The 18809-nt window shown below is 65.3% G+C and carries 19 protein-coding genes; 2 read left to right on the top strand and 17 right to left on the bottom strand.

The window, feature by feature from the left end:
* The 3 genes from Q1V78_RS01750 to rlmN all read right to left on the bottom strand — a co-directional run.
* A partial coding sequence (locus Q1V78_RS01750; RefSeq protein WP_300610965.1) for a molybdopterin-dependent oxidoreductase occupies positions 1-1168 on the bottom strand: 1168 nt, incomplete at its 3' end.
* A 137-nt stretch (positions 1169-1305) separates the two neighbouring features.
* Positions 1306-1860 (bottom strand): molybdopterin-dependent oxidoreductase, encoded by a 555-nt coding sequence (locus Q1V78_RS01745; protein ID WP_300610963.1) that lies wholly within the window; start codon positions 1858-1860, stop codon positions 1306-1308.
* 164 nt (positions 1861-2024) lie between these two features.
* Positions 2025-3137 (bottom strand): 23S rRNA (adenine(2503)-C(2))-methyltransferase RlmN, encoded by a 1113-nt coding sequence (gene rlmN, locus Q1V78_RS01740; RefSeq protein ID WP_300610961.1) that lies wholly within the window; start codon positions 3135-3137, stop codon positions 2025-2027.
* Between the two features lie 133 nt (positions 3138-3270).
* Here rlmN and Q1V78_RS01735 point away from each other — a divergent pair, with 133 nt between their 5' ends.
* Positions 3271-3708: a lipopolysaccharide assembly LapA domain-containing protein gene (locus Q1V78_RS01735; RefSeq protein WP_300610959.1), complete on the top strand. Its 438-nt coding sequence runs from the start codon at positions 3271-3273 to the stop codon at positions 3706-3708.
* A gap of 7 nt (positions 3709-3715) precedes the next feature.
* Here the strand turns inward: Q1V78_RS01735 and Q1V78_RS01730 are convergent, their stop codons facing one another.
* The 5 genes from Q1V78_RS01730 to rpsB all read right to left on the bottom strand — a co-directional run bounded on the left by Q1V78_RS01730 (position 3716) and on the right by rpsB (position 8123).
* Complete coding sequence (locus Q1V78_RS01730) at positions 3716-4720, bottom strand: phosphatidate cytidylyltransferase (protein WP_300610957.1); 1005 nt, start codon at positions 4718-4720, stop codon at positions 3716-3718.
* Between the two features lie 56 nt (positions 4721-4776).
* Positions 4777-5334, bottom strand: coding sequence for a ribosome recycling factor (frr, locus tag Q1V78_RS01725; RefSeq protein ID WP_300610955.1), 558 nt, complete (start codon positions 5332-5334; stop codon positions 4777-4779).
* A 99-nt stretch (positions 5335-5433) separates the two neighbouring features.
* Positions 5434-6129, bottom strand: coding sequence for a UMP kinase (gene pyrH / locus Q1V78_RS01720; protein WP_300610967.1), 696 nt, complete (start codon positions 6127-6129; stop codon positions 5434-5436).
* 204 nt (positions 6130-6333) lie between these two features.
* Complete coding sequence (gene tsf / locus Q1V78_RS01715; protein ID WP_070758860.1) at positions 6334-7152, bottom strand: translation elongation factor Ts; 819 nt, start codon at positions 7150-7152, stop codon at positions 6334-6336.
* A 176-nt stretch (positions 7153-7328) separates the two neighbouring features.
* Positions 7329-8123 carry a 30S ribosomal protein S2 gene (gene rpsB, locus Q1V78_RS01710; RefSeq protein WP_300610950.1) on the bottom strand — a complete coding sequence of 265 codons (795 nt, stop codon included), beginning with the start codon at positions 8121-8123 and terminating at the stop codon, positions 7329-7331.
* A 516-nt stretch (positions 8124-8639) separates the two neighbouring features.
* Between rpsB and Q1V78_RS01705 the strand changes: the two genes are divergently transcribed.
* Positions 8640-9266 carry a peptidoglycan DD-metalloendopeptidase family protein gene (locus Q1V78_RS01705; protein WP_300610948.1) on the top strand — a complete coding sequence of 209 codons (627 nt, stop codon included), beginning with the start codon at positions 8640-8642 and terminating at the stop codon, positions 9264-9266.
* Between the two features lie 19 nt (positions 9267-9285).
* Here Q1V78_RS01705 and Q1V78_RS01700 read toward each other — a convergent pair whose 3' ends face one another.
* The 9 genes from Q1V78_RS01700 to Q1V78_RS01660 form a co-directional block, all read right to left on the bottom strand.
* A complete protein-coding gene (locus Q1V78_RS01700) occupies positions 9286-10266 on the bottom strand; it encodes a tyrosine recombinase XerC (protein ID WP_300610946.1) in 981 nt (326 codons plus the stop codon).
* Positions 10267-10327: 61 nt separating this feature from the next.
* Entirely contained in the window at positions 10328-11584 is a 1257-nt protein-coding gene (dprA, locus tag Q1V78_RS01695) for a DNA-processing protein DprA (protein ID WP_300610944.1), read from the bottom strand.
* Positions 11581-13197: a YifB family Mg chelatase-like AAA ATPase gene (locus Q1V78_RS01690; protein ID WP_300610942.1), complete on the bottom strand. Its 1617-nt coding sequence runs from the start codon at positions 13195-13197 to the stop codon at positions 11581-11583. Before Q1V78_RS01690 ends, dprA begins: the two co-directional genes overlap by 4 nt.
* The gene (locus tag Q1V78_RS01685) at positions 13197-13661 is read right to left on the bottom strand and encodes a YraN family protein (RefSeq protein WP_300610940.1); all 465 of its coding nucleotides are present in this window, start codon (positions 13659-13661) and stop codon (positions 13197-13199) included. Before Q1V78_RS01685 ends, Q1V78_RS01690 begins: the two co-directional genes overlap by 1 nt.
* Positions 13662-13899: 238 nt before the next feature.
* Positions 13900-14208 carry a DUF2469 domain-containing protein gene (locus Q1V78_RS01680; protein ID WP_300610938.1) on the bottom strand — a complete coding sequence of 103 codons (309 nt, stop codon included), beginning with the start codon at positions 14206-14208 and terminating at the stop codon, positions 13900-13902.
* Positions 14205-14930, bottom strand: a complete 726-nt coding sequence (locus tag Q1V78_RS01675; protein ID WP_300610936.1) for a ribonuclease HII — start codon at positions 14928-14930, stop codon at positions 14205-14207. The genes Q1V78_RS01680 and Q1V78_RS01675 overlap by 4 nt, the downstream gene beginning before the upstream one ends.
* 2 nt (positions 14931-14932) lie before the next feature.
* A complete protein-coding gene (gene lepB, locus Q1V78_RS01670; RefSeq protein ID WP_300610934.1) occupies positions 14933-15826 on the bottom strand; it encodes a signal peptidase I in 894 nt (297 codons plus the stop codon).
* 139 nt (positions 15827-15965) lie between these two features.
* Positions 15966-16307 (bottom strand): 50S ribosomal protein L19, encoded by a 342-nt coding sequence (gene rplS, locus Q1V78_RS01665; protein WP_012360058.1) that lies wholly within the window; start codon positions 16305-16307, stop codon positions 15966-15968.
* Positions 16308-16437: 130 nt separating this feature from the next.
* A complete protein-coding gene (locus Q1V78_RS01660) occupies positions 16438-18801 on the bottom strand; it encodes a Tex family protein (protein ID WP_300610929.1) in 2364 nt (787 codons plus the stop codon).
* Between the last annotated feature and the right edge of the window lie 8 nt (positions 18802-18809).

Below are 18809 nucleotides of genomic sequence, written 5' to 3'. Positions count from 1 at the left end.
CCCCGGCCCGCTTCCACACGCCCATCTCCTTGAGCTTCTCGTAGCTCGGCAGCTCCGGAATCTCGCGAGCGGATTCCGCCATCGTGTGCTTGACCCACTGCTCCTGGGTGCGGCCTTCGGTGAACTTCTTTCCCACCCCGAGGCGCTCGGCAAGTTCGGCGCAGACCTCGTAGATCGGCTTGGTGTTGTGGATCGGTTCGATGGCTTTGGAGGCCAGGATCGTGTACTCCATGTTGCCGGCACTGCCCTGCTGGATGACGTCCTCCTGTTCGGCGGTGGACGCGTCCGGCAGGACGTAGTCGGCGTAGCGGGCGGACACGCTCATCTGGATGTCGCTGACGACGATGAGTTCTGCCTTGTCCTCCCTGCGCAGCAGCTCGATCGTGCGATTGAGGTCGCCGTGCTGGTTGGTATTGGCGTTTCCTCCATAGGACCAGATCATCTTGATCGGGACGTCGAGCTTGTCCTTACCTTGCACGGCGTCGCGGGTGGCGGTCATCTCCTCGCCACGTTCGACCGCTTCGGTCCAGCCGAAGACCGGGATCGCGGTCTCGATGGGATTTTCGTGCTGGGTGTTGAAGGGGCTTGCCATGCCGAGGTTCGCGGAGCTTTCGCGCGCGCCGGTGCCGCCGCCCTTGATGCCGATCTGCCCGATGACGGCTGCGAGCAGGAAGATCGCGCAGGCCTGATTCTCGCCGTTGGCGTGGCGCTGCGGCCCCCAGCCCTGGGTGATGGTGCAGGGCTTGGCCTGGGCGATCTCGCGTGCCAGCTGGGTGATACGGTCGGCTGGAACTCCGGTGACCTTCGCTGCCCACTGTGGGGTCTTCTCGATGCCGTCGGAGCCTTTGCCCATGACGTAGGAGCGGTAGGAGGAGTTCTTCGGCGCCGAGTCGGGCAGGGTGTGCTCGTCGAAGCCGACAGTGTACTTGTCGAGGAACTTCTGGTCCTGGAGGTTCTCCGTCAGCATGACGTGGATGAGCCCGGCGACGAACGCGGCGTCGGTGCCGGGCCGCAGGGCCACCCATTCGTCGGCGAGCGCGACGGAGGTTTCGGACTGCCTCGGGTCGATGACGATGGTCTTGACCCCGTGCCCCTGCTTGATCTTCTGGGTCACGAAGGTTTCCCCGCCGCCCGACATGCGGGTTTCCAGCGGATTATTGCCGAACATGACCTGGAGCTTGGAGTTCGCGACGTCGTCGAAAGAGTTCGAACCGACCCACTCCCCGTAGTGGTACGGGTAAGCCGAGGTGATCTAGGCCGTGGAGTAGTCCGAGTAGTGGTTGAGGTAGCCGCCCCACAGGTTCATCAGGCGCGCGAACGGGGTCTCGACAGGCGGCCAGGAACGCGCGATCGTCGCCCCGATGACGCCGGTGCCTGCAGGTAGAAGGCCTCGTTGCCGTAGGTGGACTTGATGTCCTTCATCTTCTCGGCAATCTCGTCGAGGGCCTGGTCCCAAGAGATCTCGATCCACTCGCCGTCGCCCCGCTTGGTGCCAGGCTTGCGCTTCAGTGGGGTCTTCAGTCGGTCCGGGTTGTAGATGCGGTGCCGGATCGACCGGCCGCGGACGCAGGCGCGGATCTGCTGAGTGCCCAGTTCCGCGTCGCCGGTGTTATAGGCCATGACCTGAACGATCTGGCCGTCCCTCACCTTGAGGCGCACCGGGCAGCGCGAGCCGCAGTTCACGGTGCAGGCGGCCCAGACGATCTTTTCATCAGCCTCTTCCTGGCCCATCGCCGGGATGCCGAGGAACTGCTTGCTCAGTGCGTCGCCCGCGCCCGAGGCGACCAGGGCGCCGGCACCGCCGGCCGCGGCCGACCAGCCGAGAAAACGCCGACGAGTGACTTTATTAAGATTAGCCAATTAAACGCCTTCACTAAGCCTATGGGCTCTTATTCGGATTTTAGCAATCCCGAAAATGCAGAGTCGAGGTTTTCCGGCGTAAAGTTGATCACAAAACGCCTGTACTGGTGGGGTTTTTGCCCCATCAGCACAGGCGTCCCGGCGTTACGGCGCCCAGGGGGTAGCTAGTCCTCCTCGGCAGCGAGCTGGCCACAGGCCGCTGCGATCTCCTGCCCCTTCGTGTCACGCACGGTACACGGCACACCCTGCTCGATCACCCGGCGGACAAACTCATCCTGACGCTCCTTCGGGGACGCATCCCACTTCGAGCCCGGGGTCGGGTTCAGCGGAATGAGATTGACGTGCACCTTGCTGCCCAGTGCTTTGTGGAGCTTCTTGCCCAGCATGTCGGCCCGCCACGGCTGATCGTTGATGTCGCGGATGAGCGCATACTCGATGGACACGCGGCGACCGGACTTCTCCGCGTAGTACGCGGCGGCGTCCAAAACCTCTTCGACGGACCAGCGGTTATTGACCGGGACGAGGGTGTCGCGCAGCTCGTCGTCCGGGGTGTGCAGGGACACGGCCAATCGGACGGACATGTCCTCATCGGCGAGCTTGCGGATCGCCGGGGCCAGGCCCACGGTGGACACCGTGACGTTGCGCTGGGAGATCCCGAAGCCGTGCGGCTCCGGCTGGGTGATCTGACGCACGGCCTCGACCACGCGCTTGTAATTAGCCAGCGGCTCGCCCATGCCCATGAACACGATGTTGGACAGTCGCCCCTCGGTGCCGGCAACCTCGCCATCGCGCATCGCACGGGCGGCGTTGCGCACCTGCTCCACGATCTCGCCCACGGAGAGGTTGCGGTCCAGCCCACCCTGGCCGGTCGCGCAGAACGGGCATGCCATGCCACAGCCGGCCTGGGAGGAGATGCACAGGGTGGCGCGGCCTGGGTAGCGCATCAAGACGGATTCCAGCAGCGTGCCATCGTGGAGGCGCCAGAGCGTCTTGCGGGTCTCCCCATCATCGGCATCGAGCTTGCGCAGCGGGGTCATCAGCTCCGGGAAGAGCTTCTCCTTCACTGCCTGTCGGCTGGCTTCCGGAAGATCCGTCATCTCGAGCGGATCGCCCTCGAGGCGTCCGTAATACTGGTTGTAGAGCTGCTTCGCACGGAACTTCGGAAGCCCGAGCTCCACCACCGCTTCCTCAACCTGCTCAGCCGTCAGATCGGCGAAGTGCTTGGGAGGAAGGCCTCGACGCGGCGCGGAAAAATTCAGTTTCACGGGGGTAGCCATAGTGAGCCCTATTATTCCACGTATGCCCTCTACCTCGCGATTCCGGGCCACCCGCCGAGATTCACCGGGCCGAAAGAGTTGCGAGCGCACCCCGATGCTGGCAGCCAGGCGCACAGTTCGTTTGAATAGAAGTATGACGAACCGAGGCACCAACCCCCAGAACCCTGATTTCCAGCCCACCGGCGAGGCCTTCAACCAGCCTCCGGCGGAGACTCAACTGCCCGCCGAGCCCGCTGAAGGAAACAGCTCGGCACCGGCGACCACCCAGGGGGAGGTCGCCCCCGCAGCGCAGGCTGAGCAGCAAGAGCGTGCCCGTCAGAACGTGAAGGGCTCCGTCGCGGCGAGCACCTGGGCAGCGCTAATCATCGGCGCGCTCGTACTGATTCTCCTGCTGGTGTTCATCCTGCAGAATCAGACGGAGGCTCAGCTGGTCTTCTTCGGCTGGGAGTGGAGCTTCCCTATCGGCATCGGCATGCTCATTGCCGCCATCGCGGGAGCGTTGATCATGGCGATGGTCGGCATCGTGCGGATGACGCAGCTGCGCCGACAGGTCAAGCGCGGCTATAAGTAACTTCGGCCTAGCCGATCAGGTTGAGGACCACCCAGGTCACCATCGCCGCAGGCAGCATCCCGTCGAGGCGGTCCATCAGCCCACCGTGTCCAGGCAGCATGCCGGACATGTCCTTGACGCCGAGGTCCCTCTTGAACTGGGACTCCACCAGGTCGCCCAGGGTGGCGCAGACGGACAGCCCCACGCCCAGCCCGATCCCCAGCCACCAGGGGCCACCCAGCAGCAAGGCCACCGCAAGCGAGCCGACCACCGCGGCACTGGTGATGGATCCGGCGAAGCCCTCCCAGGACTTCTTCGGACTCACCGCAGGGGCCATGGGGTGCTTGCCGAAGAGCACGCCGAATGCATAGCCGCCCACATCGTTTGCGACCACGCAGAGCATGAAGGTGATGATGTAGAAGGCCCCAGGGGCTCCGGCGGATTCCAGCCGTGAGAGCATCGCGGCGAACGCGCCGAACATCGGAATCCACGTCAGCACCATTACGCCCACCGCCATATCGCGCACATAGTTATGCGGCGGCGAGTGCCTGCCGTGGTGAAACAGGCGGGTAACCATCAACAGCAGCACACTGCTGGCAAACCCTGCCACCAACCCCGTGGGGCCAAAGGGCCAGGAAAGCAGGATCATCGCGGTGGAGCCCACCACGAGCACCGGGAGGCTCAGCACGTAGCCGGCCTCCAGCAGGCGGCGCCAGACCTCGTAGACCGCCAGGCCCATGCCCACGACGAGCAGGGCGTACCACAGCAGTGGCGAGAGCAGCGAAAGGATGACGATTGCGCCGAGGATCAGCGCCGTCGTGATCGCATGCTTGAGGTTTCGCCCAGGGTTGATCTGCTTGGCGGGCTTGGCCGCCGCCTCACCCGGGGCCGTGCCCTCGGGTTCCGATGCAGGGTTCGACGCGTGAGCTGCCACCGCACCTCGCCTTTCCGGCCACCCAGCGGCAGCCCCAAATGAGTGTGTGCACTTTTGCCCTCTTATCGCGACATGCCCGCTCACGGTGCGAGCGGGCATGTGTTCTACGCCTTGAAGGGCCATCAGGAGGTCAACGACCCCTGCTGAAGAGGTCTCTAGACCTCCATCAGCTCCTCTTCTTTGCGCTCAACAAGGTCGTCGACCTGCTTGACGTAGTTGGAGGTGGTCTTCTCGAGCTCGTTCTCGCTGGCACGGACCTCGTCCTCGCCGGCGTCGCCGTCCTTCTGGATCTTCGCGAGCTGCTCCATGCCGTGGCGGCGGATGTTACGGATCGCGATCTTCGCGTCCTCGCCCTTGGACTTCGCCTGACGCACCATCTCGCGACGGCGCTCCTCGGTGAGCTGCGGGATCGTCACGCGCAGCACCTGGCCGTCGTTGGTCGGGTTAACACCCAGGTCAGAGTTGCGGATCGCGTTCTCAATGACCTGGATCTGGGACTGCTCATAGGGTTTGATGAGCATCATGCGCGCCTCGGGAACGCTGATCGTTGCCATCTGGGTGATCGGCGTCGGGACACCGTAGTACTCGGCGATCACGCTATTGAACATGGCCGGGTTAGCGCGCCCGGTACGGATCGTCGTGAGGTCTTCGCGCGCGAACTCGACGGAGCTCGTCATGCGCTCTTCGCATTCCAGGAGAATTTCGTCCATCATGGCTACCAATTTAGCAGCCCTTGCCCCCGACACTCCTGTTTGGTGCGGCGAGGCGGACTGTTCTTGCCCGCCTCACCCACGTGCAGCCGTCGTGGCGGGTTACTTCACCTCGGAGCTGACGAGCGTGCCGATGCGCTCGCCGGCGCACGCGCGGGCAATATTGCCCTCCTCCAGGAGGTTGAACACCAGGATCGGCATGTCATTGTCCTTGCAGAGGCTGAAGGCCGTCGCGTCGGCGACCTTGAGGTTGCGCTCGAGCACCTCCTGGGGGTTGATCTCGTGGAAGAGCTCAGCCTCCGGGTTGGTGCGCGGGTCATCCGAGTACACCCCGTCAACCGCCTTGGCCATCAGCAGGACCTCGCAGCCGATCTCGAGGGCGCGCTGGGCTGCGGTGGTGTCCGTGGAGAAGTAGGGCATGCCCATGCCGGCACCGAAGATCACCACGCGCCCCTTCTCGAGGTGGCGGTCCGCACGCAGCGGGAGGTAGGGCTCAGCGACCTGGGTCATCTGGATGGCGGTCTGCACGCGGCAGTCCACGCCTTCCTGCTGCAGGAAGTCCTGCAGGGCCAGGCAGTTCATGACGGTGCCCAGCATGCCCATGTAGTCGGAGCGGGAACGGTCGAGGCCGCGCTGCTGCAGCTCCGCGCCGCGGAAGAAGTTTCCACCCCCGATGACCACGGCCACCTGCACGCCACTGTTAGCGACTTCGGCGATCTGGCGTGCGACGTTCTGAACGACATCTGGGTCGATGCCCACGGCTCCCCCACCGAACATCTCACCGCCCAGCTTCAACATAACCCGCTTATAACCGGACCTGCGTGGCGCGTTACTCAACGAATCTCCTTGTCTCGCTTCAGATGTTGAACAGGATTATAGCGCACAATAAAATCCGCCCACCCGTGTGAAACGGGTGGGCGGCTCAAACTATCGCCATGCCCTGGCGCGGTGCCGATCTAAGCGACTAAGCCACGCCGTGAGGGCACGGGATCAATGACTGGTTTAGCCCTGGCCGATCTCGTAGCGCACGAAGCCGGTCAGCTTCACGCCTGCCTCGTCCATGACCTGCTTGACGGTCTTCTTGGACTCGGTGACGGACGGCTGCTCCAGCAGGACGACGTCCTTGAAGTAGCCCTTCAGGCGACCCTCGATGATGTTCGGCAGAGCCTTCTCCGGCTTGCCCTCCTCGCGAGCTGTAGCCTCGGCGATCTCGCGCTCCTTGGCGACGGTCTCGGCCGGGACGTCATCGGTGGACAGGAAGCTGGCCTTCAGAGCGGCAACCTGCATGGCGGCCGCGCGTGCAGCCTCCTCGTTCTCGCCCTCGTAAGCGACGAGCACGCCGACTGCCGGCGGCAGATCAGCGGAGCGCTGGTGCAGGTAGACAGCAACCTTGTCGCCCTCCAGGGTGACAGCGCGCTTCAGCTCAAGCTTCTCGCCGATCTTGGCGGAGAGCTCCTGCAGGGCGTCGACGGCCTTCGCGCCGTCGACCTCGACTGCCTCGAGCTCCTCGCGGGAGTTAGCGTTCGCAGCGTCGGCTGCCTGAGCAACCTTGTTCGCGAAGTCGATGAACTCCTGGTTCTTGGCCACGAAGTCGGTCTCAGCGTTGACCTCGATCATGGTGTTACCGGAGACTGCGATCAGGCCCTCGGATGCGGAGCGCTCAGCGCGCTTGCCGACGTCCTTGGCGCCCTGGATACGCAGGATCTCGATGGCCTTATCGAAGTCGCCCTCAGCCTCGACGAGAGCCTTCTTGCAGTCCATCATGCCGGAGCCGGTCATCTCGCGGAGCTTCTTGACATCAGCAGCGGTGTAGTTCGCCATCAGTGGCGACCCTCCTTCGTATGGAAGTGGTGAAAGAATGAATGTGCTGTCAGCCAATAATTCTAGAGGCAAATCCCCGCCACGTGTGGCGGCGGACAGCACACTCACTGGGCAGGCCGAGATACGGCCTTTCCGTGTTAGGCATCGAGCGGGGCTCGCGCCCCGCTCAACACTCTTTAGGCCTCGGTGGACTCGGCCTTCTCCTCGGCTGCAGCCTCAGCGTCCGCCTCGGACTTGCCGGTGTCGCCGGCGGCGTCCTTCGCAGCAGCTGCCTGACGCTCCGCGCGAGCCTTGCGCCCCTCCTCAACAGCGGAGGAGATGATGGAGGTCAGCAGGTTTGCGGAACGGATCGCGTCGTCGTTGCCCGGGACCGGGTACTGGACCTCGTCCGGGTCGCAGTTGGTGTCCAGGATGGCGACAACCGGGATGCCCAGCTTCTTCGCCTCGGAGACAGCGATGTGCTCCTTGTTGGTGTCAACGACCCACATTGCCGACGGGACCTTGGTCATGTCGGCGATGCCGCCCAGGACACGCTCCAGCTTCTCGCGCTCGCGGTTCAGAAGGAGGATCTCCTTCTTGGTGCGGCCCTGGTAGCCATCCTCGGCCGCGTCCATAGCCTGCAGTTCCTTCATGCGGGCAAGGCGCTTGGAGACGGTCTGGAAGTTGGTGAGCATGCCACCGAGCCAGCGGTGGTTGACGTACGGCATGCCAACGCGCTCAGCCTCGTTGGCAACGGCCTCCTGAGCCTGCTTCTTGGTGCCGACGAACAGGATGTTGCCGCCGTGGGCGACGGTCTCCTTGACAAACTCGTAGGCCTCGTCGATGTAGGTCAGGGTCTGCTGCAGGTCGATGATGTAGATGCCGTTGCGGTCGGTGAAGATGAAACGACGCATCTTCGGGTTCCAACGGCGGGTCTGGTGACCAAAGTGGACGCCTGCATCCAGCAGTTCGCGCATAGTAACAACAGCCATGGTGTTACAGGGGCAGCTTTGAAGCGTTTTCTTCGCCTCGTAGCGTTGCCGCCCCTTCCTCGCTTTCGAAAGTTTGGGGTTTTACGGTTTTCTTCTTCGGCGCACTCGACGAACTTCCATTCGGCTTATGCGACCGGCCGGCAGACTCCCCGGGCTGCGCCACCTGTATTGACCCGCAATCAGCGGGACCGTAGGTGGATCCTGTTGGGGACACGAGGCATCTACGTGTAGTCAGTCTGCTCGCTATCTCGCCACCGGTTGCCCGGGGTGTTGTGTTCTTGACGTCGCTGCAATCACCACTAGCGGGAGGCCTCGTGTTCTCCGCTGGCACGGTTCGCGCGGCGCATCACCCCCGGGTATTGCGGGAAACGTGAGCACACTGCACCGGAATATCTTAGCTGCTCTGCCTCGCCAATCCAAGTGGCTGCCTACCCGGTGTGTGTCCGTGGATCCTCCCTGTGCACAGCCAGTTCTTCGCCCTTCTTTTCAGGACGTCAGCTGCGGCAGGTTGGAGGCATGTCACGCTTTCCTTCTTCCGCCCATTTCCGGCGCCGCCTGTTCGCAGTGGCCAGTGTTTTTAGCCTGACGTCAGGCATTGCGGTAGCCCCGGTGCCGCCGATGGCCTTCGCCGTGGAGGAAGAGAAACAAGAAAGCGGGGGCGGGTTGAGGGGCGCTGAGCGGCTGAGCCGTTCCCACCGCTTGCCGCTCGTCACGGACTCCCCGACCTCCCCCGCTGCGGCTGAGGCCCTGGTGACCCGGCCCCTCGACATTCCGGAGCAGGACTGGCTGCCGGGCCACCGCGTCGTGGACCTGCGGGCGGCACCCGATGCGGACGTCCTGGCGAGTTTGGGAGGGCGGGTCAGCTTCGTCGGTACCGTCGCGGGAACGCCGGTGGTGACGATCAGGCACCGGGATGGGGTGCACACCACCTACGAGCCGGTGCACGCGGAGGTCTCCAAGGGTGAGTCGGTATCCAGGGGCCAGCGGATCGGTCGGCTAGCGAATGCAGCGCTGTTGGGCGATACTGCCCGGAAGCCGGATGGGTTGTCCTGGGGCGCGTGGGTCAAGGGCACAGATGGGCGGAAGCGCTATCTCGATCCGTTTGGGCTCTTGGGCTCGGTGCGGGTGCGCCTGTTGCGCTAGGCCCTCGTGGTGCGCGCAGTTAATCTCCCGACCGTGGGTGAGCTTGGCGGTAGGCGGCCTTGAGCCGCTCGGCGCCGACGTGGGTGTAGATCTGGGTGGTGTTCATCGACGCGTGCCCCAGGAGTTCCTGGACCACCCTTAGGTCTGCCCCTCCTTCGAGCACGGCGGTTGCCGCGGAGTGGCGGAATCCGTGCGGGGACATGTGCCCGACTGCGAGCTCGGGGTGGCGGCGGATGGCCTGGTCAATGACCCGGCGGATTTCGCGCTGGTTGAGCCTGCCCCCTCGCACCCCAACGAGCAGGGCCGGGTTGCCGGGCTGGGCGAGCTCACCGCGGTGGGTGAGCCAGTGTGTGAGAGCCTCGTCGATGACGCCGCCGTAGGGAACCACGCGGGTCTTGTTTCCCTTACCGGTGACCCGAAGGAGCCGGTTAGCCCGGTCGAAATCCTCGACGTCAATGGCCTCGGCCTCGCCCACACGGATGCCGGTGCCGAAGAGCAGCTCGGCGATGAACCAGTCCCGCACCCGGCGCGCCGTGGCGTGCCGTTGTTGCTTCTCACCTGCCGGGCCAGTGGCTGTAGAAGCGTCGTCGCCCTGTTGGGAGGCCGGAGGAGCGAGGGCCTCGCGTTTGAGCCCATCGAGCAGGGTACGGGCCTGGTCGCTTCGCAGCACGCGGGGCAGCGTCTTCTCTCCCTTGGGTAGCCGGAGCGCAGAGACCGGGTTCGCGGGGAGCACCTCGCGCTGGGCGAGAAACTTCCCGAAGCCTTTCATGCAGGAGGCCAGGCGGGAGAGCCGGGACCGGCTGGCGCCATCGTCGGCCGCGTACCCCAGCACGTCGCGTGCGTGGTCGAGGGTGAAGAATTCGATATCCCGCAGCCCCTCGAGGGCGTCGGTGAGGTCCCGCTGGTAGGCCCGGATCGTGTTTTCCGACCGGCCGAGGTTATAGCGCAGGTAGTCCACGTAGTCCTCGATGAGGAGTTGCGGGTCGCGGGCTTTCGGCATGCAGCTCAGCATAGCTGTTGTGGCGCACCGGAGCTGTTGTCGTGGTTCATCGGCCCCTTGGCTATGCCTCCCCATCCACCCGGACCCAACGCTCCCCTTCCCTGGTGATGAGTCCCTGCTTGTCGAGTTCTTTAAGGGTGCGCATCACGAGCCGGATGGATAGCCCGGTCTCCTGCTGGATGTCTCGCAGCGTTCCACCGCCCCCGTCGGGTAGCCCGGCCGCGTCGTAGACGGTGACCTGGTTCAGCGACATGCTCTGGACCCCCGTGCCGGAGCCGAAAACCATCGCCTGCTGTTCAGGCGGCTCGGCGTGGAACTGGCTGGAGGCCTCCACCAGCTCCCGGACATGGCTAGCGGTCCAGACCGGTTGGGCCCGGCTGTCCCGCAGGCGGTGGAGCACCCCTTGGCTGAGTGCTGTATCCACGGGCCCGGGCACCACCATGGGCTGGTTGAGCATGACCTCGGCCCAGTTGAGGGTGTTCAGCGCCCCGGAGCGGTTGGCTGCCTGAGTCACGATGGTGCCTGCGGACAGGCCGGCGACCAGTCGGTTCCGGGTAAGGAAGCGGTGCCGGGCGGGGTGGGTCCCCAACGCGTACTCGCTCACAACAACCCCGGACTCCGCGATCTGGTTGAACAGCCCCACGTGCTGCCTGGGGTAATCCACGTCGAGTCCGCAGGCGAGCACCGCGATGCTCGCACCCCCGGCGCGCAGGGCGGCGGTGTGGGCGCAGCGGTCCACTCCGCGGGCTCCGCCTGAGACGATGCTGTACCCCTCCAGGGCGAGGTCCGTGCTGAGCTGGGTACTCAGCTGCGCCCCATAGGCATTGGGCTGCCTGGTGCCAACGACGGTGACCGATTGGCGGCTTAAGTTCCGCAGGTTGCCGTTTCCCCGTAGCCAGAGGGCAAAGGGTGCTGCGGCAAGGCCCCGGACGGCTGAGTTCTGGTCGCTGCCGCGGTCATCGATCCGGGCGAAGGCGTGATCCAGGGTCTCGGGCCACTCCTGGTCCAGCGGGGTGATCAGCCGGAAGCCGGCAGCCGTGGCGGCATCGAGTTCGGCTTCCGGATCGCAGTCCACGCGCGTGGCAGTCGATTCCAGGATTCTCTGCGGCAGGCCGGGGTCACGGTGCCGAATGCGGCTGGCGAGCCCGCGCACATCGGGAGGCACCCCCTCGCCCGTATCCCGGTCTTCGAGCCGATTCTCCCAGCCCTCGGGCCAGAGCAGGTTGAGGATGTCCGCGTTTGAGGCTTCGATGGTCTGCCGCAGGTAGATCCACGCGAGCAGGTTCTGACGGTCCTTGGTGGTTCCAGCAGGGCTCATGCTGGAACCCCCTCAGTGTCGGAAAAGAGCTCGGCAGCGTCCAGAACCTCCCCAACCCCGGGGCGGGCCACCCCGGCGAGATCGGCGAGGCTCCACGCCACCCGCAACGCCCGGTCCACCCCGCGCTGCGAGAGGGCACCGGAGGCATAGGCTTCCTGCAGCGCCACCATTCCCTCGAAGCTCGCCGCGCACTCCGAGCGCAGCAGCCTGCCGGGAATCGTCGCATTCGTCACGGCCTCCCCTAGGTCGAATTTTCGCCAACGGTGGTGGGCACGCTCCCTGGCCTGGGCGACCCGTTCCGCCACCACCGCGGAACTCTCCGCTCGGTCCTCCCCGCTGTCGGCTCCTGGCGTGGCCGTTGCCCGCGCACTCACCGGGAGCTGTTGGCCGATCAGCCGTTGCCTGCGGGTCTGTGCGAAGACGTCAATCCGGTCGCGGATGGGGCCCGAGACCCGCGCGTAGTAGCGGCGGCGGTCCGTCGAACTACACGTGCACATGCTTGGGTCCTCTGCACCGCAACGGCACGGATTCGCCGCCATCACCAATTGGAAGCCCGCCGGGTAGGACACGCTGCGTCGGGCACGCGCGATCTCCACCCGGCGGGACTCCATCGGGATCCGCAAGCAGTCCAGCACACCGGAGCGGGTCTCTGCGGCCTCATCCAAGAACAGCACGCCGTGGTGGGCCAGGCTGATCGCGCCGGGCTGCAGGTTCGGCCCGCCACCAACAAGCGCGGCTTGGGTCACCGAGGGGTGCGGGGCGACGAATGGTCTCACCCCGGCCCAGATCGGGCCAAGGTCTCCCCGGCCACCGGCGATCGAGTGGATCGCAGCCGCCTCGACCTGCTCGGTCGCCGACAGCGGAGGCAGGATCGTCGGCAGACGCTCCGCGAGCATCGACTTCCCGCTGCCCGGCGGTCCGGTGAGCATGATGGCGTGTCCGCCCACGGCGGCGATCTCCAGTGCCCGGCGCGCTTCGGCCTGCCCCACGATGTCGGACATGTCGACCTCCTCATCCCGGGGCCGCGTCCCCGATTCCAGCATCGGCGCGCCCACTGGCCTGCTCACGGGGAGAATATCGCCGGAGCCACGCAGCCACGCGTGAAACTCCTTGAGGCTGCCCACGGCGAGGATCTCCAGCCCCGCCACCACGTCGACGAGCTGCTGGGCATCCGGCAGGTTCTCTTCTGGGATCACGATGCGGCTCATTCCCCGCCGTTTTGCGGACAGAATCATGGGGACAACCCCGGCGACGGCGCGCACCGTGCCGTCCAGCCCGAGTTCGCCGACGACCACCGTGTCACGCAGGAGCTCCAGCCCAAGCTCGGATAAACCCTGGGCTGCCAGGATCGAGGCCACCATCGCCAAGTCGTAGCTGGAGCCTTCTTTCTTCACGTCTGCCGGCGACAGGCTCATCACGACTTTCGACTTCGGCCACGGCAGTGTGCTGTTCAACATCGCCGCGCGAATTCGGTCGCGGGCCTGCACCACCGCCGCGTCCCCCAGCCCGACCACGCTGACCCCGGGCAGCCCTCGGCCCAGGTCGCATTCCACGGTGACGAGCATTCCGTCCAGCCCGTGCAGAGCCATGCTTCTGGCTTGCCCGACTGCCATCACGCCACCCCCACCACGTGCTCCCGCACACCGGCAGGACCCACGTCGATGATGTCGAAGCGCACCACATCGACCCCGCGCTGCTGTTCAGCCAGCCACTTCCCCGCTGCCAGCCGCATCCGGCGCAGTTTTGTCTGTGTTACTGCTTCCACGCCAGTGCCGTGCGCGGTGTCCCTCCGGTACTTGACCTCCACGAACACCATCTCGCCTGCTGGGTCGAGGGCGATGATGTCCAGTTCCGCGAACCGGCAGTGCCAGTTGCGCTCCACGATTGTCCAACCTTGATTCACCAGGAACTCCCCGGCCAGGGCCTCGCCCTGTCGGCCCACCCCCACCGTCGAATCCGCTGTGCTCGGTCCGGCCAAGTTCTGTCCGACCGAGCTGTGTCGGGCCAAGTTCTGTCCGGCCGACCCCCGACCCACCGTGTGTCGATCGGTGCCTGCCACCTGCGTTGCGCTATCCATCCCCCGTACCTCGCTGTCGTTTTGTTCCGCTGCGCGTGGCCAAAGTCATTCACGCTCGCCCTGCCCACGCAGCTGTCGTACCAGGGCAGCGTGTGAGGCCAGCCAAGCACGGTGGCCAGGGCGTTGACGTCCTAAAAAGAAGGCAGGAACAAGAAAACCCCAGGAGCCTGTGGATAGGCGCTGGGGTGTGGATAACAGCCGGATACTCAGCAAAAGGAGACCCGCGGGAGGTGCCGGGCTAGTGCTCCGGCAGCTGCAGCTCGGGCTTGTCGAGCTCCTCGATATTGACGTCCTTATAAGTGATCACGCGAACGTAGCGAACGAAGCGGGCAGGGCGGTACATATCCCACACCCAAGCGTCCGACATGCGGATTTCGTAGTAGACCTCGCCGCCGGAGTTGCGGGGCGTGAGCTCCACCGCATTGGCTAGGTAGAACCGACGCTCGGTTTCCACGACAAAGGAGAACTGGCTCACGACGTCGCGGTACTCGCGGTACATCGACAGCTCAACGTTTGCCTCGTAGTCGTCTAGCTCTTCAGCGCTCACTGGCCAGGATGTCCTTCCTCACGCGGTTGTGTGCTCGTCCACTCGGCATGTGCGGTGGCGACATTGGAGTAAGTGTAACGGTGTTCCGGGCACGCGCCGTGGAGGCGCACCGCAGCCATATGCTTCGCCGTGCCGTAGCCCTTGTGGCCGGCCAGGCCATAGCCCGGATACTGCTCGTCCATCTCCACCATCAGGCGGTCCCGGGAGACCTTCGCCAGGATGCTCGCGGCACTGATCGCCGGAGACAGCGCATCCCCCTTGACCAGCGGCGCGTGCTCACACTCAAGCTCCGGCAGGTGCACTGCGTCGGTGAGGACCACGTCTGGTTCCACAGACAGTCCCGCAACGGCGCGGTACATGCCGGTGGTGTTGGCGTACTGGATGCCCTTCTGGTCGATCTCGGCGGCAGGGATATGGACGATCTTGTAAGCCACCGCGTGCTCAATGATAGCGCCGAAGAGCTTCTCGCGACGTAGCGGGGTGAGCTTCTTGGAGTCGTTGAGCCCCGCCAGCTCGGGAACGTCATGATCGGGCAGGACGCAGGAGGCAATGGTGATGGGGCCGCAGCAGGCGCCGCGACCGGCCTCGTCCACCCCGGCCACGTGGGTAGACCCGTGGAATCGCAGGTATTCATCGACGAAGCTATAGCCCTCGGAGAGCGCCTGCTGCACCAGCTCGGCGCCGCGAGCGCGCGCAGCCGACTGTGGGGTGGGACGCGCCATGGCTACTGCTGGATATCCAGGTGCGCGACCCCGCCGATGCGATCGATCGGCAGCACGCGCGCGGAGACCTTACCCACCACGTTCTCCACCGGGATGGTGCCCTGGTGCTCGTCGCCCACGTGGCCGCGGGAGTCCAGCGAGTTGGTGCGGTTGTCGCCCATCAGCCACAGGTGGTCATCCGGCACGGTGATGGGGCCGAAGTACTCGCCCTGGCAGGCATCGGAGCCGGTTGCCGGGTCCACCGCGTTCACCAACGGGCTCATCGTGTAGGAATCGTCCACCTTCTTGCCGTCGACCATTACACCGGGGTCGCCGGGGCGGCACTGGACAGTCTGCCCACCGGTGGCGATGACTCGCTTGACCAGGGCGTTTTCATCCGGGGCGATGATCCCGATCATGCTGCCGGCGTTCTGCAGGCCCTTGATCAGCCCATTGTCCGAACGCTGGGAGACGTAGGTCGTGTTCCAGGAGTCCTCACCGACGAAGACGACGACGTCACCCGGCTTCGGCTCTTTTCCGCCGATGTAGGCGAGCTTATTGACGAAGATCCGGTCATTCGTGCACCCCTCGCAGCCGTGCAGGGTGGGCTCCATGGATTCGGACGGGATCAGGTAGAGCCTGCCGACGAAGATATTGAACATGCCAAGAATCAGCATGGTGGCAACCAGGATGATGGGCATCTCCACCCACCACGGGTAGGTCTTCTTCTCCTTGGCCTTATCTTGCGACTTGCCGGTGGCCTTGTGATTCTCGGTTGCCGTGCCCTTCCCCGCACGTGCTGTCCCATCCCCCGGCTGCGCAGCGGTTTGACCTGCCGCCTGCTGAGGTGCAGCGCCGCCTGCATGCGGGGCTGCTGCGTCGGGGTTGGGCTGGTGCTTCTTGGGATCGGTAGTCACAAGGGTTCAGACTACCAGGCGGCCACCTGCGACACTGGGACGTTCCCTTCCCGGGGTCACCGCCTCATCCGGGCAAGAAAAAGGGGAACGGAAGTGACTTCCGTTCCCCTCTCACGCGCACATCGTGCGCTGGCGCAGATTAGCGCTTCTCCTTGATCTTGGCTGCCTTGCCGTGGCGATCGCGCAGGTAGTACAGCTTCGCGCGACGGACCTTACCGCGGGACAGAACCTCGAGCTTGTCGATGTTCGGGGAGTGCACTGGGATGGTGCGCTCCACGCCGATGCCGAAGGAGACCTTGCGGACGGTGAAGGTCTCGCGGATGCCGGAGCCCTGGCGCTTGATCACGACGCCACGGAAGACCTGCACGCGGGACTTGCTGCCCTCGATGACCTTCAGGTGCACGTCGACGGTGTCACCTGCGCGGAACTCTGGGATATCGTCGCGCAGCTGTGCTGCATCGACCTTGTCAAGAATATGCATGGATTAATCCTTTGCTTGCCTGGATAGAGGATCCTCGCGGCTTTTCGATGCTCATCGCGCCTACGGGTTCGTACCCGGAACATAGTTAACTCGGATAGTATGCCAGCCGATTCGGCAGAAACCAAACCAGCTAGAAGCCGGCCTGCTTGAGAGCAGCGGCCATCGCGCCACCGGAGGGCGATCCGCCACCGCGCTGGCCGCCCCGCTTGCCACGCTGGCCACCGCGATTGTCGCCGCGCTGTCCGCCGCGCTTGCGGCCCCGACCGTCGCGGGCACCCCTCTCTCCTGCCTCCTCGCGGCGACCTGCGCGACCGGACCCGGGGCCCTGCTCGCCACCTGGCTCGTCGTTCAGGCGCAGGCTCAGGCCGATGCGCTGCCGGTCGACGTCGACGTCCATCACCTTCACCTTGACCACCTGACCGGAGTGGACCACCTCGTGGGGGTCCTTGACGAATCGGTCGGCCATCGCGGAGACGTGGACGAGGCCGTCCTGGTGCACGCCGATGTCGACGAAGGCGCCGAAGGCGGCCACATTAGTCACCGTGCCCTCCAGCACCATGCCGGGGCGCACGTCGGAGACCTTCTCCACGCCCTCGGCCAGGCTCGCGGTCTTGAAGCTCGGGCGTGGGTCGCGGCCTGGCTTATCCAGCTCTGCCAGCACATCGCGCACCGTCGGCACACCGAAAGTCTCGTTCGCGTAATCCGCCGGACGCAGCTTCGTCAGCACCGCGGAGTTGCCGATCAGCTGCGGCACCGCCACACCGGTGTCCTCCGTGATGGAGCGCACCAGGCTGTAGGCCTCCGGGTGAACCGCGGAGGCGTCCAACGGATCCTCCCCGTCGTGGATGCGGAGGAAGCCCGCGGACTGCTCGAAGGCGCGTGGGCCCAGGCGCGGCACCGTCAGCAGCTCCTTGCGGGAGCGGAAGGCGCCGTTGTCGTGCCTGTGCGTGACGATGTTCTCCGCCACCGTCTTGGTGATCCCCGCGACCCGCTCGAGTAGCTCGGCACTGGCGGAGTTAACGTCCACACCCACCGAGTTCACGGCATCCTCGACCACAGAGTCCAGGGAGTGGGTCAGCCAGCTCTGGTTGACGTCGTGCTGGTACTGCCCCACCCCGATGGACTTCGGGTCGATCTTCACCAGCTCGGCCAGCGGATCCTGCAGGCGCCGGGCGATCGAGACCGCGCCGCGCAGGGAGACGTCCATGTCCGGGAACTCCCGCGACGCGACTTCGGAGGCCGAGTAGACGGAGGCCCCTGCCTCGCTGACGATGACCGAGGTCGGGCGCTTCCCGCCGGCCTCGGCGATGAGATCGGCAATCTCGCGGGCGAGCTTCTCGGTCTCGCGGCTGGCCGTCCCGTTACCCACCGCGAGCAGTTCGACGCCGTGCTCGGCGACCAGACCCGCAAGTTGGGTGCGGGCCTGCTCCCACTTCGCGGCCCCGGAGTGCGGGTAGACGATGATGGTGTCCACGACCTTGCCGGTGGCATCCACCACCGCGCACTTCACGCCGTTGCGGTATCCGGGGTCCAGGCCCAGGGTGGCTCGCTGGCCGGCGGGTGCGGCGAGCAGGAGGTCGCGCAGGTTCTTCGCGAAGACGTCCACGGCGGAGGCGTCGGCCCTCTCCTTGAGCTTCACCCGGGCGTCCACGGCGGAGCTGACGGCGAGCTTGGTGCGCCAGCCGAAGCGGACGCACTCGGCGCGGAACTTATCGGCCGCATCCCCCTGTGGCTCAAGGTCCAGCCGGTCGGCGATGATCCCCTGGTAGAACTCGTCCTCCTCCCCTCCCGTGAGGTTCACGCGTAGCACACCCTCGCTCTCGCCGCGCAGGATGGCGAGGATCCGGTGGCTGGGGAGCTTGTCGAGTGGCTCGGAGAAGTCGAAGTAGTCCCGGTACTTCGCCCCTTCCGCTTCCTTCCCATCGACGACGCCGACCTCGGCGACGCCTCGGTTGAAGAACTCCTCGCGGACTTCGCCAACCAGGTCCGCATCCGTGGCGATTCGCTCGACGACGATGGCGCGTGCCCCGGCCAGTGCTGCTTTGGTGTCTTCGAATCCCTCGCAGAGGTAGCTCTCGGCGATGCTCGCCGGGTCCTCGGCGACCCCGGGCGCCAGCAGCGTATCTGCGAGTGGCTCCAGCCCAGCATCCCGAGCGATGGTGGCCTTGGTCTTGCGGGTCTTCTTATATGGCAGGTACAGGTCCTCGAGGCGGGACTTCGTCTGCACGGCGCGGATCTCGGCGGCGAGCTCTTCGGTGAGTTTGCCCTGCTCCTTGATGGCCTTGAGGATGGTCTCCTTGCGCTCCCCCAGCTCCCGCAGGTAGTTGAGGCGGGTTTCCAGCTGGCGGATCTGGGAATCATCCATCCCGCCGGTGATCTCTTTGCGGTAGCGGGCGATGAAGGGAACCGTGTTGCCCTCGTCGAGCAGGGCGATGGTGGCCTGGACGTGCGACAGCCCGGCACCTAGTTCCTCGGCTAGAATCTCTGCGATCATTTAAGCCA

This window comes from Corynebacterium sp., from assembly GCF_030152825.1.
GTDB lineage: Bacteria > Actinomycetota > Actinomycetes > Mycobacteriales > Mycobacteriaceae > Corynebacterium.
The sequence above is the reverse complement of the archived record's forward strand: the minus strand, read 5'-3'. Positions and strand labels throughout refer to the sequence as shown.